Origin of the sequence: Bradyrhizobium quebecense (genome assembly GCF_013373795.3) — a bacterium.
GTDB classification, from domain to species: Bacteria; Pseudomonadota; Alphaproteobacteria; order Rhizobiales; family Xanthobacteraceae; genus Bradyrhizobium; species Bradyrhizobium quebecense.
The window spans coordinates 6,690,678-6,706,540 of sequence record NZ_CP088022.1; the positions used below are offsets into that span (position 1 = coordinate 6,690,678).

At 64.9% G+C, this 15,863-nt stretch carries 15 protein-coding genes and 1 pseudogene; 13 read left to right on the forward strand and 3 right to left on the reverse strand.

The window, feature by feature from the left end:
* Positions 1 to 23: 23 nt before the first annotated feature.
* Positions 24 to 500 (forward strand): hypothetical protein, encoded by a 477-nt coding sequence (locus tag HU230_RS32180; RefSeq protein WP_176534697.1) that lies wholly within the window; start codon positions 24 to 26, stop codon positions 498 to 500.
* 65 nt (positions 501 to 565) lie between these two features.
* Positions 566 to 958: a CBS domain-containing protein gene (locus tag HU230_RS32185; protein ID WP_176534696.1), complete on the forward strand. Its 393-nt coding sequence runs from the start codon at positions 566 to 568 to the stop codon at positions 956 to 958.
* Positions 959 to 1,028: 70 nt separating this feature from the next.
* Here HU230_RS32185 and HU230_RS32190 read toward each other — a convergent pair.
* Both HU230_RS32190 and HU230_RS32195 read right to left on the reverse strand, forming a co-directional pair.
* Positions 1,029 to 2,516: pseudogene (locus HU230_RS32190) on the reverse strand (NAD-dependent succinate-semialdehyde dehydrogenase); the annotation flags it as partial.
* A gap of 137 nt (positions 2,517 to 2,653) precedes the next feature.
* Positions 2,654 to 2,977, reverse strand: a complete 324-nt coding sequence (locus HU230_RS32195) for a hypothetical protein (RefSeq protein ID WP_176534695.1) — start codon at positions 2,975 to 2,977, stop codon at positions 2,654 to 2,656.
* 346 nt (positions 2,978 to 3,323) lie between these two features.
* Between HU230_RS32195 and HU230_RS32200 the strand changes: the two genes are divergently transcribed.
* Entirely contained in the window at positions 3,324 to 4,517 is a 1,194-nt protein-coding gene (locus HU230_RS32200) for a serine hydrolase domain-containing protein (RefSeq protein WP_176534694.1), read from the forward strand.
* Between the two features lie 148 nt (positions 4,518 to 4,665).
* Positions 4,666 to 6,366, forward strand: coding sequence for an AMP-binding protein (locus HU230_RS32205; protein ID WP_176534693.1), 1,701 nt, complete (start codon positions 4,666 to 4,668; stop codon positions 6,364 to 6,366).
* 135 nt (positions 6,367 to 6,501) lie between these two features.
* Here the strand turns inward: HU230_RS32205 and HU230_RS32210 are convergent, their stop codons facing one another.
* Positions 6,502 to 7,503, reverse strand: coding sequence for an adenosine kinase (locus HU230_RS32210; protein WP_176534692.1), 1,002 nt, complete (start codon positions 7,501 to 7,503; stop codon positions 6,502 to 6,504).
* Between the two features lie 249 nt (positions 7,504 to 7,752).
* Here HU230_RS32210 and murJ point away from each other — a divergent pair, with 249 nt between their 5' ends.
* From murJ to miaB, 9 genes are all read left to right on the forward strand, one after another.
* A complete protein-coding gene (gene murJ / locus HU230_RS32215; protein ID WP_176534691.1) occupies positions 7,753 to 9,291 on the forward strand; it encodes a murein biosynthesis integral membrane protein MurJ in 1,539 nt (512 codons plus the stop codon).
* Positions 9,292 to 9,356: 65 nt separating this feature from the next.
* Positions 9,357 to 10,409, forward strand: coding sequence for a tryptophan--tRNA ligase (trpS, locus tag HU230_RS32220; protein ID WP_176534690.1), 1,053 nt, complete (start codon positions 9,357 to 9,359; stop codon positions 10,407 to 10,409).
* 140 nt (positions 10,410 to 10,549) lie between these two features.
* Positions 10,550 to 11,044: a universal stress protein gene (locus HU230_RS32225; protein WP_092120638.1), complete on the forward strand. Its 495-nt coding sequence runs from the start codon at positions 10,550 to 10,552 to the stop codon at positions 11,042 to 11,044.
* Positions 11,045 to 11,245: 201 nt separating this feature from the next.
* A complete protein-coding gene (locus HU230_RS32230) occupies positions 11,246 to 11,815 on the forward strand; it encodes a NifU family protein (protein ID WP_092120642.1) in 570 nt (189 codons plus the stop codon).
* A gap of 88 nt (positions 11,816 to 11,903) precedes the next feature.
* Positions 11,904 to 12,599, forward strand: a complete 696-nt coding sequence (tsaB, locus tag HU230_RS32235) for a tRNA (adenosine(37)-N6)-threonylcarbamoyltransferase complex dimerization subunit type 1 TsaB (protein ID WP_176534689.1) — start codon at positions 11,904 to 11,906, stop codon at positions 12,597 to 12,599.
* Entirely contained in the window at positions 12,596 to 13,081 is a 486-nt protein-coding gene (rimI, locus tag HU230_RS32240; protein WP_176534688.1) for a ribosomal protein S18-alanine N-acetyltransferase, read from the forward strand. Before tsaB ends, rimI begins: the two co-directional genes overlap by 4 nt.
* A 67-nt stretch (positions 13,082 to 13,148) precedes the next feature.
* On the forward strand, positions 13,149 to 13,601 hold the full coding sequence (locus HU230_RS32245) for a Fur family transcriptional regulator (RefSeq protein WP_092120651.1): 453 nt from the start codon (positions 13,149 to 13,151) through the stop codon (positions 13,599 to 13,601).
* A 5-nt stretch (positions 13,602 to 13,606) separates the two neighbouring features.
* Positions 13,607 to 14,290, forward strand: a complete 684-nt coding sequence (locus tag HU230_RS32250) for an HAD family hydrolase (protein WP_176534687.1) — start codon at positions 13,607 to 13,609, stop codon at positions 14,288 to 14,290.
* 179 nt (positions 14,291 to 14,469) lie between these two features.
* Positions 14,470 to 15,858 (forward strand): tRNA (N6-isopentenyl adenosine(37)-C2)-methylthiotransferase MiaB, encoded by a 1,389-nt coding sequence (gene miaB / locus HU230_RS32255; protein WP_176534686.1) that lies wholly within the window; start codon positions 14,470 to 14,472, stop codon positions 15,856 to 15,858.
* The last annotated feature ends 5 nt before the right edge of the window (positions 15,859 to 15,863 follow it).

Sequence of the window (15,863 nt, forward strand, 5' to 3'; positions counted from 1 at the left end):
GCCCTTCGAAGTCTGGAACGCGCATGAAAGCAATGCCATTTGCGGCCGTGCTGGTCGCCATGTCGGTCGCGGCGACGATCCCGACCAGTTGGGCCGAGTCGCTCCCCGCTGCGAGCAACTCCGAGCGATATGTCCCGCAGCTCGCCAACATCATGACCGCCGCGCAACTTCAGCATCTCAAGCTGTGGTCCGCCGGAACGGCCCGAAACTGGCCGCTTGCGGCCTATGAGCTGCAACAAATCAAGGAAAGCCTCGTCGAGGCAGCGCTGCTTTACAGGGGGATTCCAGTCTCCAACATCACAACGCTCGCCTCGACCATCTCCGTTATCTCGGAGGCCATCGACCGCAAGGACCCGGACAGGTTCGTGAAGGAGTTCGGCGAGCTGACCAAGGGCTGCAACAGCTGTCACCAATCGATGGACCGCGCCTTCATCGTGCTGCGCACACCTGCCGAGCAGCCGTTTTCGAACCAGGCGTTCCAGCCGAAGGGCAAGCCTTAGCCATCGGCGAACGTGTGATTGCGGAGAACTACATCAAATCTCACGCGACCAGCGTGAAAGACATCATGACGCGCGACGTGGTGACGGCGTTTCCGGACACGCCCTTGCATGATATCGCGGGAATGTTCGAAGAGAGCCACATCAACCGCGTCCCGATCGTCAGCGAGGGTGGCGATCTGGTCGGCATCGTTACCCGCGCCAACATCATCCAGGCAATCGCAGGCGCGCGGCCAAGACTCGAGGTCAGCGTCCCGGATGCCACGATCCGCACCCGGCTGCTCGACGAGTTGAAGAAACAGCCGTGGGCGCACGCTCACAGGCTGAACGTGGCCGTAAGCCACGGCGTCGTCGATCTCTGGGGCTTTGCCGAACCGGATACCGCCCGGCGAGCCATCAGGGTCGCAGCCGGCGTGACCACCGTCAATGATCACATGATGGTGGAGGTCACCGTTTACTGATGGCGAGTTCGGCTGTGAGGTGAGCACCCGCCATCCGGCAACCGCCGGATGGCGGGGCGGGCCCGCTCGCGGCCATCATCACGTATTTAATCTCGACATACTCATCCATGCCGTGGCGCGAACCTTCGCGGCCGAGGCCGCTTTCCTTGACGCCGCCGAACGGTGCGACCTCGGTCGTGATCAGGCCGGAGTTGACGCCGACCATGCCCGACTCCAGCGCTTCGGCGACACGCCAGACGCGGCCGATGTCACGCGAATAGAAGTAGGAGGCGAGACCGAACGGCGAGGCGTTGCACATCGCGATCACATCGGCCTCGTCCTTGAAGCGGATCACCGGCGCCAGCGGGCCGAAGGTCTCCTCCTGCGCGACGAGCGCGTCGGGTCTCACGTCCGACAGCACGGTCGGCTCGAAGAAGCTGCGGCCCAGCGCCGAGCGCTTGCCACCGGTCACGACCTTGGCACCGCCCTTCACCGCATCCGCAATGTGCCGCTCGACCTTTTCGATCGCCTTCATGTTGATCAGCGGTCCCTGGGTCACGCCGGCCTCCGTGCCGTCGCCGATCTTCATCTCGGCGACCTTCTTCGACAGCTTCTCGACGAACTGGTCGTAGATCTTGTCCTGCGCGTAGAGACGGTTGGCGCAGACGCAGGTCTGGCCCATGTTGCGGTACTTGGAGACGATAGCGCCTTCGACCGCGGCGTCGATGTCGGCATCGTCGAACACCACGAACGGCGCATTGCCGCCGAGCTCGAGGCCGAGCTTCTTCACGCCGACCGATGCTTGCCGGTACAGGATCTTGCCGACATTGGTCGAACCCGTGAAGCCGACGAACCGCACCGCCGGATGCTCGCACAGCACCTTGCCGATCGGCGGCGCATCACCGGTGACGATGTTGAGCACGCCCTTCGGCACGCCAGCCTTTTCGGCCAGCACAGCCAGCGCGAGCGCGGACAGCGGCGTCTCGTTGGCGGGCTTCAGCACGACGGTGCAGCCGGCGGCCAGCGCCGGCGACACTTTTCGCGTGATCATCGAGTTCGGGAAATTCCACGGCGTGATGGCGCCGCAGACGCCGATCGGCTGCCGGATCGCGAGCAGGCGGGCATCCGGACGCTGGGTCGGGATCGTCTCGCCGTAGACGCGGCGCGCTTCCTCCGCGAAGAACTCGACATAGGCCGCGCCGATATCGACTTCGCCGAGCGCCTCCGCCAGCGGCTTGCCCTGCTCGGAGGTCAGGATCAGCGCGAGATCCTCGCGGTTGGCGATGATCAGGTCGAACCATTTGCGTAAGGTATTGGAGCGCTGCTTGGCGGTCAGCTTGGCCCAGGCCGGGAACGCGCGCTGGGCGGCTTCGACGGCCCTGGTCGCATCGTCTGCGCCGAGCTGCGGAATCCTGATCAGCTCGATGCCGGTCGCGGGATTGTTGACGGCGAACTCCGGCGTGCCGACCCAGGCGCCGTCGATGTAGCAGCGGTCGCGCAGCAGCGAGGGGTCCTTCAGGCGGCTTTGCAGGGAGGATGCTGCGGATTGCGTAGCGCGTGCGGCAACGGGCGGGGTCATGGCGTTACTCCTGGAATTTCTTTGGGGGTATTCGCGGCCTATATAAGCGGAAAGCCGCTGCGATGCACCGGCGCCGGGCGCGACCCTGCTTCAAGCAATATTGAGGGCTGGCGCGCCGTTCCTAGATACGCCGGCGCTTAGAGCGCGCCGCCCGACATATAGGTTTCGCGGCGGCCGATCATGCGCTCGGCCGCAGCCTTGGCATCCGCCTTGGTCGAGGTCGCGCAGGTCCGGTATTCGAGGTCGGCTTGCGCCCGCGCATCGCGGCGGCCGAACCAGGATTTTGTGCCCGTCTGCAGCAGCGCCAGCGCCTGCGCGACATTGTCGACCGCCTCGAACGAGTGCAGGGCACCGGTACCCGTGTAACGAACTTCGTAGAGACCCGGGCTGATCGGCGCTTCGATATTCTCGCCGCGGCCCGGCCGCGGATAGCGCTTCCATTCACTCCATGTCGAAATCATTGCTGCGTCCCCGCAACCCCAAATATGACGATGGTTTTCGTCAAATCATCCGTTTGTGCCGCACCGATTGTGCAGCGATCTGAATGCGTTATTGCAAATAAACAGGTACGAAAATCAATCTGTCGATCACGTTACCGTGGCCCTCCCTGCCGGTCACCCGGACTTGCCCAAAGTCCACCGCAAAATCTGGGCGCGTGGTGAACGCCCGCTAAGCGAGACCGTTCCTGCCACCCCGGCTTTCACGACATCGCGACATCATCGCATCGCGCCTGCCTTGCGGGAGCGGGAAAGCGGGAGGATGATCCGCCCACTTCAAAACAATAAACCCCACCGGAGGAAGCCCCCAATGCAAAGCAAGGCTCAGATCGATCAGGTATTGCGGCAGAAGAGCGAGGCAAAGGAGATTCCCGGCGTGGTCGCCATCGCGGCCACCGGCAAGGACGTGATCTACGAGGGCGCGTTCGGCAAGCGCGACCTTTCCAAGAGCGATCCCATGACGGCGGACAGCGTGTTCTGGATCGCCTCGATGACCAAGGCGGTGACCTCCGCGGGCGCGATGCAGCTCGTCGAGCAGGGCAAGCTCTCGCTCGATGAGCCGATCGGCAAGCTGCTGCCCGATCTCGCCGCCGTACAGGTGCTCGACGGCTTCGATGCCAAGGGCGAGCCGAAGCTGCGGCCGGCGAAAAAGCCGATCACGCTGCGTCAGCTGATGACCCACACCGCCGGCTTCGCCTACGACATGTGGGACGCCAATCTCGGGAAATATCTGGAGAAGACCGGCACGCCCGGCATCATCACCTGCCTGAATGCCGCGCTGAAGACGCCGATCATGACCGACCCCGGCACGCGCTGGGAATACGGCACCAATATCGATTTCGTCGGCAAGGCGGTGGAAGCCGCATCCGGCAAGAAGCTCGATGCCTATCTGCGCGAGCACATATTCGCGCCGCTCGGCATGAGCGACACCGCCTTCAAGATCACCGACAACATGCGCAAGCGGCTGGTCGGCATGCATGCCCGCGGCGAGGACGGCACGCTGGCCGCGATCCCGTTCGAGCTCGAGCAGAACCCCGAATTCCACATGGGTGGCGGCGGCCTTTATTCGACCGCGGCCGACTACATCAAGTTCTGCCAGATGATCCTCAACAAGGGCAAAGGCAACGGCAACCAGGTGCTGAAGGCCGAGACCGTAGCTTTGATGGGACAGAACCACATCGGCGAGCTCACCGTCGACAAGATGACGACGGCGGCGCCGATGTACACCAACGACGTCGATCTCTATCCGGACCAGGTGAAGAAGTGGGGGCTGAGCTTCCTGATCAACACCGCCAAGACGCCGGAAGGCCGCAGCCCTGGCAGCCTCGCCTGGGCGGGGCTCGCCAATACCTATTACTGGATCGATCCGTCGCGCGACGTCTGCGGCGTGATCCTGACCCAGCTGTTGCCGTTCGCGGACAAGCACAGCCTGGAGGCCTTCGCAGGCTTCGAGAAGGGCATCTATGCCGGCCTCGATGCCGGCAGCGGGCAGCGGGCGGCCTGAAGTTCCGGTCTAGCAACAAGAAATCCCTCCCCTCACAGGGAGGGATTTTTCATACCCGCCATAGGTCGGGCCTGTCCTGTCGGCGCCAAACGACTAAGATCGCGCAAAAAAGCGTGACGACACAAATACGACCAGGAGGAGGACCAGCTTGGCACCCACACCCAAGGCAGACAGCTATGTCTGCGGCATTTCCGATACGCCGCTGCTCGGTGAAACCATCGGCCGCAGCCTCGACCGCGCACGCGCGCGCTGGGGCGAGCGCGAGGCACTGGTCTCGCCCAGCCACAATGTGCGCTGGACCTGGAACGAATTCGCCGAGCGCGTCGAAGCGCTGGCGGCGGGCTTCCTTGCACTCGGGCTGCAACGCGGCGAGCGGATCGGCATCTGGTCGCTGAACCGGCCGGAATGGACGCTGACGCAATTCGCCGCCGCGAAGGCCGGCCTGATCCTCGTCACCATCAATCCGGCCTACCGGCTGAGCGAGCTCGAATTCGCACTCGGCAAGGTCGGCTGCGCCGCGATCGTGACCGCGACCGCGTTCAAGACCTCGGCCTATATGGAGATGCTGAACACGCTGCTGCCCGAGCTTGCAAGCTCCGAGCCCGGCCATCTGCGCTCGGCGCGGCTGCCGCAACTGCGCGCCGTGATCCAGATCGGCGGACCGGCAGCACCAGGCACGATTCCATTCGAGCAGGTGTCGAAGATGGGCGGTGCGCGCCATCGCGAGCAGCTCGCGGCGCTCGGCGACAGCCTGCAATTCGACGATCCGGTCAACATCCAGTTCACCAGCGGCACCACCGGCTCGCCGAAGGGCGTGACGCTGACCCATCACAACATCCTCAACAACGGCTACTTCACCGGCCGCGCCATGCGCTTGACCGAACAGGACCGCATCTGCATTCCGGTGCCGCTCTATCACTGCTTCGGCATGGTGATGGGCAACCTCGCATCGGTCACGCTGGGCACCACCATGGTCTATCCCGGCGAAGGCTTCGACCCGCTGGCGACGCTTGCGACGGTCGCGCAGGAGAAATGCACGACGCTGTACGGCGTGCCGACCATGTTCATCGCCGAGCTCGACCATCCCGAGTTCAAGCGCTTCGATCTGTCGTCGCTGCGCACCGGCATCATGGCCGGCGCGCCCTGCCCGATCGAGGTGATGAAGCGCGTCAATACCGAGATGAACATGCGCGAGGTGACGATCGCCTACGGCATGACCGAGACCAGCCCGGTGAGTTTCCAGAGCGCGACCGACGATCCCCTGGAGCGTCGCGTCTCGACCGTCGGCCGCATCCATCCGCATGTCGAGGTCAAGGTCGTCGATCTCGACGGCAAGGTGGTGCCGCGCGGCGAACGCGGCGAGCTCTGCACCCGCGGCTACAGCGTGATGCTCGGCTATTGGGACGAGAAGGAAAAGACGGGCGAGGTGCTCGACGCCAATGGCTGGATGCACACCGGCGATCTCGCCGTGATCGACGACGAAGGCTATTGCAACATCGTCGGCCGCATCAAGGACCTGGTGATCCGCGGCGGCGAGAACCTCTATCCAAGGGAGATCGAGGAATTCCTCTACCGCCATCCCAAGATCCAGGACGTGCAGATCTTCGGCGTCGCCGATCCGCGCTATGGCGAGGAGCTCTGCGCCTGGGTCAGGGTCAGGGCCGGCGAGACGCTGACCGCAGACGAAGTCCGCGCCTTCTGCCAGGGCCAGATCGCCCACAACAAGATCCCGCGCTATGTCGAGTTCGTCGAGGAATTCCCGATGACGGTGACGGGGAAGATCCAGAAATTCGTGATGCGCGACGCGGTCGAGCAGCGGCTGGGATTGAAGGCTGCGAAGACGGCGTGACTCTTCTCCCTCTCCCGCTTGCGGGGGAGGGTCGGGGTGGGGGCTCTCTCAGCGAGTCACATCGTGGAGAGAGCCCCACCCAGCGCTACGCGCCGACCTCCCCCGCAAGCGGGAGAGGTGAAGAACCCGCCGCCCTTACACCAGCAACCCCTTCTGCTTCGCCAGATCCTTCAGCGAGACCAGCGGCCGGGCGCCGATGTGCTGGATCACTTCGGCGGCGGCGAGCGCGCCGAGGCGGCCGGCGTTCTCATGGCCGACATTGCGCACGAGACCAATCAGGAAGCCTGCGGCGAACAGATCGCCGGCACCGGTGGTATCGACGAGCTTGTCGATCGGGGAGGCGGGCGCCGATACGACGCCATCACCTGAGATCACGACGCAGCCCTTCGCGCTGCGGGTGACGACGCCGAGTTTTGTATCCTTGCCGAACTGCTTCAGCGCGGTGTCGAAATCCGAGGTCTGATACAGCGAATGCAGCTCGGACTCGTTGGCGAACACCAGATCCACCGTGCCCTTGCGCATCAGACCGAGGAATTCGTCGCGGTAGCGATCGACGCAGAACGAATCCGACAGCGTCAGCGCGACCTGGCGGCCCGCGCTATGCGCGATCTCAGCCGCCTTCACGAAGGCGTCCTTGGCGTTCTTCGGATCCCAGAGATAGCCCTCGAGATAGATGATGCCGGCGGCTGCGATCTGGGCCGGATCGATGTCGTCGGGCGTCAGGTCCTGCGCGGCGCCGAGATAGGTGTTCATGGTGCGCTCGCCATCCGGCGTCACCAGGATGTAGGAGCAGCCGGTGGCCGCGCCGGTCTTGGCCGGCGCGGTGTCGAAGGTGACGCCGGCCGCGCGGATGTCGTGAACGTAAAGCTTGCCGATCTGGTCGTCCTTGACCTTGCCGACATAGGCGGCGCGGGCGCCGAGATTGCCGACGCCGACGATGGTGTTGGCGGCCGAGCCGCCCGACATCTCGGTCGCCACGCCCATGTCGCTGTAGATCGCGGTGGCACGCGCTTCGTCGATCAGCTGCATCGAGCCCTTGGTCATGCCGTGACGGGCAAGGAATGCCTCGTCGGTCTGCACCAGCACGTCGAAGATCGCGTTGCCGATCCCGAGAACGTCGTATTTTGCGTCAGCCATAGACCTGCCCTGTGTTAACGCCACCCAACAAGAGCCGCGACCTATCACGTTAGGCCTCGGGGCAGCAAGGGAAGCTGAAGCTGTCTGTTCCGTCATCCTGAGGCGCGAGCGGAGCGAGCCTCGAAGGATGCACGGCCACAGTCCGGGCCGATTCATCCTTCGAGGCTCGCCGAAGAGGCTCGCACCTCAGGATGACGGGTTTAGTACAGTGACGCTGGCAGCAAAGCGCGCGGCTGCTATACAGGCCCCATGTTCCGCTCCTTCCTCACGGTCTCCTCGGGAACGCTGGCTTCGCGACTGCTCGGCTTCGTGCGCGATTCCGTGATCGCGGCGCTGCTCGGCGCGGGGCCGGTGGCGGATGCCTTTCTGGCCGCATTCCAGCTTGTGAATGTCGTGCGGCGGCTGCTCGCCGAGGGTGGATTGAATGCCGCCCTGGTGCCGGCATGGCTGAAGACGCGCGACGCCGACGGCGCGGCCGCGGCGACCGCGTTTGCCGGCCGCGTGCTCGGCACCGTCAGCGCCGCTGTCATCGCGGCGGCGCTCGTGATCGGCGTGCTGATGCCGCTGGTGATCGCGGCGATCGCGCCGGGGTTTGTCGGCCGCGACACGCTGCATTTCGCCGTCGACGACGCAAGGCTGATGCTGCCCTATCTCGCCTTCGCCGGCCCTGTCACTGTGATGATGGCGCTGCTCAATGCGCAGGGACGCTTCGCGCTGACGGCGTTCTCGCCACTGCTGTTCAACATTGCGCTGATCGCGGTGATGGCCGCGCTGCTGGCGCGGCAGCAGCAGCCGGTGCAGGCTGCGCTGGTGATGGCCGCGACGATCGGCGTCGCCGGCTTGCTACAACTCTCGATGCTGGCGCTGCGCGGCGCAAAACTCGCCGCGCCGCTCCGCGTCTCCTTCGACCCCGAGATGCGCGGCTTTCTTGGCCGCGCGGTCCCCGGCATGGTCGCGAGCAGCGCGCCGCAATGGCTGATAGTGGCGGGCGCGGTGATCGCATCGACCTCGCCATCGGCGGTGTCCTGGCTCTATTTCGCCAACCGCCTGCTCGAGCTGCCGCTCGGCATCGTCGGCGTTGCCATGGGCACGGTGCTGATCCCGGAGATGACGCGCGCGGTAGGCAGCGGCGAGCCCGCCGCGATCGCGCATGCGGAATCGCGCGGGCTCGAACTCGCGGTCGGGCTCGCTTTGCCCGCAACGCTCGGCCTGATGGTGCTGAGCGAGCCGATCGTGCGGATGCTGTTCGAGCATGGCGCATTCACCGGGCAAGATACCGCGGCCACCGCGCAGGCCTTGATCTGGCTGACGCTCGCTTTGCCGGCGCATGTGCTGGTGAAGGCGTTGTCGCCGGCGTTCTTTGCGCGCGAGGACACGCTGACGCCGCTATTTGCGATGCTGAAGGCCGTTGTGGTCGCGATCGCGGCGGCCTTCCTGCTCGGCCATATGTTCGGCGCGAGCGGAATCGCGGCGGGCGTTGCGCTCGGCGCCTGGAGCAATGCGCTGGCGCTGATCCGCAAAGGTGCCGCGACCTTCGGCTTTTCGATCGATGCCGAGGCGCGCCGCCGGCTGCCACGCATCCTGGCCGCAGCGCTCGCGATGGGCGCCCTGCTCTGGCTCGCGGCAGGCGCGCTGCCGGCCGCCGGCAGCCACGGTTTCGTGCAGGCGGCCTCCCTCCTCGTGCTGATCGCGGCCGGGATCGCCAGTTACGGGCTCCTCTTGCAGCTTTTCGGCGTCACAGGCTGGCGTGAGGCGGTTAACGCCGTCAGGCAAAGACGCCCGGCCTGACTTGCGCACGCGGGGCTTAAGTGGCAAACGACGCCGCCAAAGCCGCAATTTCCGGGAATTAGACCATGGCGTTCATTGAACGGGTTTTCTCAGGCGTCCAGCCGACGGGCAATCTGCACCTCGGCAACTACCTCGGCGCCATCGTCAACTTCGTGAAGATGCAGCAGACCCACAACTGCATCTATTGCGTCGTCGACATGCATGCGATCACGCAAGGCGTCGAGGTCTGGGGCGGCCCGGCCGAGCTCGCGCGCAACACCCGCGAGGTGACCGCGGCCTTCATCGCCTCCGGCATCGATGCCAAGAAGCACATCGTGTTCAACCAGAGCCAGATCGCCGGCCATGCCGAGCTGACCTGGATCTTCAACTGCGTCGCGCGCATCGGCTGGCTGAACCGCATGACGCAGTTCAAGGAGAAGGCCGGCAAGGACCGCGAGAACGCCTCCGTCGGCCTCTATGACTATCCGGTGCTGATGGCTGCCGACATCCTGCTGTATCGCGCGACCCATGTGCCGGTCGGCGAGGACCAGAAGCAGCATCTGGAGCTGTCCCGCGACATCGCGCAGAAGTTCAACAACGATTTCGGCGATTCGATCCGTGGCCATGGCTTTGCCGACGGCCTGTTCTTCCCGCAGCCGGAGCCGCTGATCACGGGACCCGCGACGCGGGTGATGAGCCTGCGCGACGGCACCAAGAAGATGTCGAAGTCGGATGCATCGGACAATTCGCGCATCAACCTCACCGACGACGCCGACACCATCGCGCAGAAGATCCGCAAGGCGAAGACCGATCCGGAGCCGCTGCCGTCGGAGGAAAAGGGTCTCGAGACCCGCCCCGAGGCCGACAATCTGGTCGGCATCTACGCGGCGCTCGCCGGCGTCTCCAAGCAGGAGGTGCTGACCCAGTTCGGCGGGGGGCAGTTCTCGAGCTTCAAGAACGCGCTGGTCGATGTTTGCGTCGCAAAACTGGCGCCGATCGCCTCCGAGATGAAGAAGCTGGTCGCCGATCCCGGCCATGTCGATTCGATCCTGGTCGACGGCGCCAACCGCGCCCGCGGCATCGCCGACGAGACCATGCGCCTCACCAAGGACATCGTCGGCTTCATCCGCCCACGCTGACATCGCCGGCAGAACTGCGCGCGCCCTCTCCCCAACAGGGAGGGAGTGTGGCAGCATGGGTCTCATTTGAGCATGATCTTTTCGGAAAACCGCTGCGCACTTTTCCGGATCATGCTTGTTGGTTCAGCACCGGGACATGCATGACCGCCCAGCGACGAAGCTACGAGACAGGTCACAAGCCGAAATGCCTCGTCATCGTTGACGACACCGCGGAATGGGACCGCGCGGTCTACTACGCCAGCCGGTGGGCCATCCGGGTCGGCGGCGGCGTTCTGATGCTGCGGGTGATCGAGACGGAGGACCAGAACCAGCAATGGCTGGGGGTCGCCGACATCATGCGCGCGGAGGCCGAGGAAGCCGCCAACGAGGCGCTCGATCGCGCCGCCGGCCGCGCCAACGGCATCGCCGCGATTACGCCGGAGCGGGTGATTCGGGAGGGTGACCCGACCGAGCAGATCCTCGACGTGATCGACAAGGACGTCGATATCGCGATGCTGGTGCTGGCCGCCAACCCGGGCGCCGAGGGGCCCGGACCGATCATCACAACCATGGCCAAGACCATGGGGGCATTCCCGATCCCGGTAACCATTGTGCCCGGCGGCCTGACCGACGCCGAGATCGACGCCCTGTCCTAGCGTTATCGGCCTCGAAGCCGCTCCAGAGCATGGATTGGGGCCTGGAACCGCGGTTTTGCAGCTTGATCGCGGGCTTTTTAATTGCCATCTGACTCCTTGATTTGACGCGTTTTCTTCACGCGACCCGGTGTCGTTTCGCTCGAAAACGCTATAATGGAACCCAACGCGCCGGCCTTGAACCGGCGACGCCGGAGACAGCAAATGTTCATTCAGACCGAAGCCACGCCCAATCCCGCCACCCTGAAATTCATCCCGGGCCGTACGGTGCTCGACAGCGGCACCATGGAATTCTCCTCGCCCGAATCCGCCGCGCGCTCGCCGCTCGCCGAACGGCTGTTCGCCGTGTCCGGCGTCACCGGCGTGTTCTACGGCGCCGACTTCGTCACCGTGACCAAAGCGGACGGCGACTGGCAGCACCTCAAGCCCGCGATCCTCGGCGCCATCATGGAGCATTACATGTCCGGCGCGCCGCTGCTCGCCGACGGCACCGCTGGCAGCGACGACGCACGCGACGAAGAAGACGAGTTCTTCGACGAGGCCGACGCCGAGACGGTCGAGCAGATCAAGGACCTGATCGAGACCCGCGTGCGTCCGGCGGTTGCCAATGACGGCGGCGACATCACCTTCCGCGGCTTCAAGGACGGCATCGTCTATCTCAACATGAAGGGCTCCTGCGCCGGCTGCCCGTCATCGACCGCGACCCTGCAACACGGCATCCAGAACCTGCTGCGGCACTTCGTGCCTGACGTGCAGGAAGTCCGGCCGATGTGATGGAGCGGCGAATGGCGCATGGCGGATCGCGAATAGCGTTCTCCTCGAATTCCCTGTTCGCCACTTCGTATTCGCCATTCGCCCTCCCATGATGATTCTCGCGATCGATACGGCGCTCGACGCCTGCTCCGCGGCGGTGCTCGACACCACGTCCGGCAATACCATCGCCATCGAATCACAGGCGATGCAGCGTGGCCATGCCGAGGCGCTGATGCCGTTGATCGCGCGGGTGATGAAGGAGAGCGGCATCGGCTTTGCCGGGCTTGACCGCATCGCCGTCACCACCGGCCCCGGCAGTTTCACCGGCCTCCGCGTTGGCCTGTCGGCAGCGCGCGGCCTCGCACTCTCTGCGGAAAAGCCGGTCGTCGGGCTATCGACGCTCGCCGCCTACGCCGCGCCCGTGGTTGCCGAGAATGGCGCGCACGCGATCCTGTCGGCGATCGATGCGCGGCACGATCACGTCTATTTCCAACTCGTGGGCGGCGACGGCAGCTTGATGCTCAAGCCGAAGGTTGCGCCGATCGCGGAAGCGCTCGAGGCCGCACAGTTCGGCCCGCTGCATCTGGTCGGCAACGCCGCCAATATCCTCGCCGAGCGATGGCCTGCGGACGCTGCTCCGCCGGTCAAGGTCGACAGGCAGCCCGCACCCGACATTACCTGGGTCGCGTGGGTCGGCGCCGCCGTGGATCCCGACACTGCGCCGCCGCGACCGTTCTATCTGCGCGCACCCGACGCGAAGCCGCCGAAGGATCGCCTGGTCATCAGCGCGCCGCCATCGACATGATCGGCTGGCTGTCGCGATGGTGGGGCGGCGGTCCGGCCGCGGTCGAGCCCGCATCGCTGCGTGATGCGGCGCGGCTCGCCCAATTGCACGGCGCCTCGTTTCATCGCGGCTGGGGCGAAGGCGAATTCGAGGCGATGCTGACCGAGCGCAACACGCTGGTGCACCGGCTGCGCCAGGGCCGCAGGGTGATCGGCTTCGCCGTCTCGCGGATGGCGGCGGATGAGGCGGAAATCCTGTCGATCGCGATCGATTCCAATCAGCGCGGGCGCGGCCTGTCGCGCGAGCTGCTGCTGACCCATCTCGGCCACCTTGCCGGCCGCGGCATCCGCACCATCTTCCTCGAGGTAGAAGAGAACAATCAGCCGGCGCGACGGCTCTATGAAAGGGCCGGATTCGGCGTGATCGGCCGCCGCGAACGCTATTACAAGCAGCCCGGCGGGGAACATTTGAACGCGCTTCTGATGCGCCGCGACTTGTCGTAACATCGGCGCGATGGCAGAACACCCTCCGCTCTGCCACCCAAGGTTTGAAGAATACGGCCCGAAACCCATGACCACGGTGAAAATCCCGCCTGCGCATAAAAATACCGGCATCGAGGCGCGATGCGCCGCGACAGGCATGCGCATGACCGAACAGCGCCGCGTGATCGCGCGGGTGCTGGCGGAGGCGATGGATCATCCCGATGTCGAGGAGCTTTATCGCCGCTGCGTGGCGGTCGACGACAAGATCTCGATCTCGACGGTGTATCGCACCGTCAAGCTGTTCGAGGATGCCGGCATCATCGAACGTCACGACTTCCGCGAGGGCCGCGCGCGCTACGAGCAGATGCCCGAGAGCCATCACGACCATCTGATCAATCTGCGCGACGGCAAGGTGATCGAGTTCACTTCCGAGGAAATCGAGAAGCTGCAGGCCGAGATCGCGCGCAAGCTCGGCTACAAGCTGGTCGATCACCGTCTCGAGCTCTATTGCGTCCCGCTCGATGACGACAGCAAGTCGTAAACCGGGTGAGCTTCGATCTCGTCATCTTCGATTGCGACGGCGTGCTGGTTGACAGCGAGGTGATCTCCTGTCGCGCGCATGCCGACACGCTGACGCGGCACGGCTTTCCGATCACGCCCGACGGCGTGCTGAAGCGTTTCCTCGGCGTATCCGACCGCGAGGCGCGGCGGATCGTCGAAAGCGAGATCGGCCGCCCGCTGCCCGACAGCTTCGAGGCCGAGGTCAAGCATGCGACGCTCAGTCTATATGCCGACGATCTCAGCGCGATCGCGCATGTCGGTGAGGCGATCGCCGCGCTCGATCTGCCGAAATGCGTGGCGTCGAGCGGCACGCCGGAGAAGATCCATCACGGCCTGACCTGCGCCGGGCTCTACGACCAGCTCGCGCCGCATATCTTCTCCGCCACCCAGGTCAAGCGCGGCAAGCCGGCGCCCGATCTGTTCCTGTTGGCGGCCACCCAGATGGGCGCCAACCCTGCGCGCTGTATCGTAATCGAGGACAGCGTGGCCGGCATTACCGGCGCCCGCGCCGCCGGGATGACCGTGCTCGGCTTTTACGGCGGCAGCCATTGCACGGCGGAACTTGAGGACATGCTGCGCCAGGCCGGCGCGGCCATAACCTTCGCAGATATGCGCCAATTGCCCGATTTGATCGCCCAAGCTGGCGCTGACCTCCAGATCGCCGACTGAGCCACTCCGTCATTCCGGGGCGCTACCGAAGGGAGCGAACCCGGAATCTCGAGATTCCGGGTCTGGTCCTTCGGACCATCCCGGAATGACGGTTGAGACGCTGGATTTTCCCCGGTTTAAGCCTTATTTGAGCAACGGCGCCCTGATGGCGCCGTTTCCATTTTCGCATTCAGGGTTCCATGACGCCGCCGCGCAAGCTGCACATCAAGTCCTATGGCTGCCAGATGAACGTCTACGATGCGCAACGCATGGTGGACACGCTGGCCGGCGAGGGCTTTGTCGAGACCGCGAGCGCCGAAGACGCCGATCTCGTGATCCTCAACACCTGCCACATCCGCGAGAAGGCGTCGGAAAAGGTCTACTCCGAACTCGGGCGGCTCCGCGTCGCCAAGGATGAAGCCGCGCGCCAGGGCCGCGAGATGAAGATCGCAGTCGCCGGCTGCGTCGCGCAGGCGGAAGGCGCCGAGATCATCCACCGCGCGCCGACCGTCGACATCGTGGTCGGGCCGCAGAGCTATCATCATCTGCCTGCGCTGCTGAAGCGCGCCAAGGAAAACGGCCGCGCGCTCGAGACCGAATTTCCGGTCGAGGACAAGTTTAGCTTCCTGCCGCAGCCGAAGCCCGATGCGATCCGCGCCCGCGGCATCTCCGCCTTCGTGACGGTGCAGGAAGGTTGCGACAAGTTCTGCACCTTCTGCGTGGTGCCCTATACGCGTGGCGCGGAAGTCTCGCGGACGGTCGCGAAGATCATCGACGACGTCAAGCAACTCGCCGACAACGGCGTGCGCGAATTCACGCTGATCGGACAGAACGTCAACGCCTATCACGGCGAAGGGCCCGATGGCCGCGCCTGGCCGCTCGGCAAATTGCTGCAGCGGCTCGCCGAAATGCCCGGCGTCACGCGGCTGCGCTATTCCACCAGCCATCCGCGCGACGTCGACGACGACCTGATCGCGGCGCATCGCGATTTGCCCCAGTTGATGCCGTTCGTGCACCTGCCGGTGCAATCGGGGGCGGACCGGATCCTGGCCGCCATGAACCGCAAGCATACCGCCGATGACTACCGGCGCGTCATCGACCGGTTCCGGGCGGCGCGGCAAGACATTGCTTTTTCATCAGATTTTATCGTGGGCTTCCCCGGCGAGACCGCGGAAGAATTTTCCGCCACTCTCGCGCTTGTCACGCAAATCGGCTACGCTGCGGCGTATTCATTCAAGTATTCGCCTCGGCCAGGCACGCCGGCGGCGGAGATGCGGGAGACGGTGTCAGCAGCCGAGATGGACGAGCGCTTGGGGCGGCTTCAGGAATTGATCGACAGCCAGCAATCGGCCTTCAACCGGGCTGCGATTGGCACAACGGTCGATGTGCTGTTCGAGCGCGCCGCGCGCAATCCGGGCCAGATCGTTGGCCGGACCGCCTATCTGCAGCCCGCCCATGTGATGGCATCGCCTGACATCATCGGCCAGATCCTCCCGGTGAGGATCGACAGCCTCGAGCGCTACAGCCTGATCGGCGAGCTCGCGACCCGATCCGCACCCGGCCTCATTTCGCAGACCATTGGAGCCTGAAATCC

Coding starts and splice junctions, on each gene's coding strand:
- murJ (WP_176534691.1), top strand. CDS start 7,753: ATGTTCCGCTCCTTCCTCACGGTCTCCTCGGGAACGCTGGCTTCGCGA.
- HU230_RS32245 (WP_092120651.1), top strand. CDS start 13,149: ATGACCACGGTGAAAATCCCGCCTGCGCATAAAAATACCGGCATCGAG.
- HU230_RS32180 (WP_176534697.1), top strand. CDS start 24: ATGAAAGCAATGCCATTTGCGGCCGTGCTGGTCGCCATGTCGGTCGCG.
- HU230_RS32195 (WP_176534695.1), bottom strand. CDS start 2,977: ATGATTTCGACATGGAGTGAATGGAAGCGCTATCCGCGGCCGGGCCGC.
- tsaB (WP_176534689.1), top strand. CDS start 11,904: ATGATGATTCTCGCGATCGATACGGCGCTCGACGCCTGCTCCGCGGCG.
- HU230_RS32185 (WP_176534696.1), top strand. CDS start 566: ATGACGCGCGACGTGGTGACGGCGTTTCCGGACACGCCCTTGCATGAT.
- HU230_RS32225 (WP_092120638.1), top strand. CDS start 10,550: ATGACCGCCCAGCGACGAAGCTACGAGACAGGTCACAAGCCGAAATGC.
- rimI (WP_176534688.1), top strand. CDS start 12,596: ATGATCGGCTGGCTGTCGCGATGGTGGGGCGGCGGTCCGGCCGCGGTC.
- HU230_RS32200 (WP_176534694.1), top strand. CDS start 3,324: ATGCAAAGCAAGGCTCAGATCGATCAGGTATTGCGGCAGAAGAGCGAG.
- trpS (WP_176534690.1), top strand. CDS start 9,357: ATGGCGTTCATTGAACGGGTTTTCTCAGGCGTCCAGCCGACGGGCAAT.
- HU230_RS32230 (WP_092120642.1), top strand. CDS start 11,246: ATGTTCATTCAGACCGAAGCCACGCCCAATCCCGCCACCCTGAAATTC.
- miaB (WP_176534686.1), top strand. CDS start 14,470: ATGACGCCGCCGCGCAAGCTGCACATCAAGTCCTATGGCTGCCAGATG.
- HU230_RS32210 (WP_176534692.1), bottom strand. CDS start 7,503: ATGGCTGACGCAAAATACGACGTTCTCGGGATCGGCAACGCGATCTTC.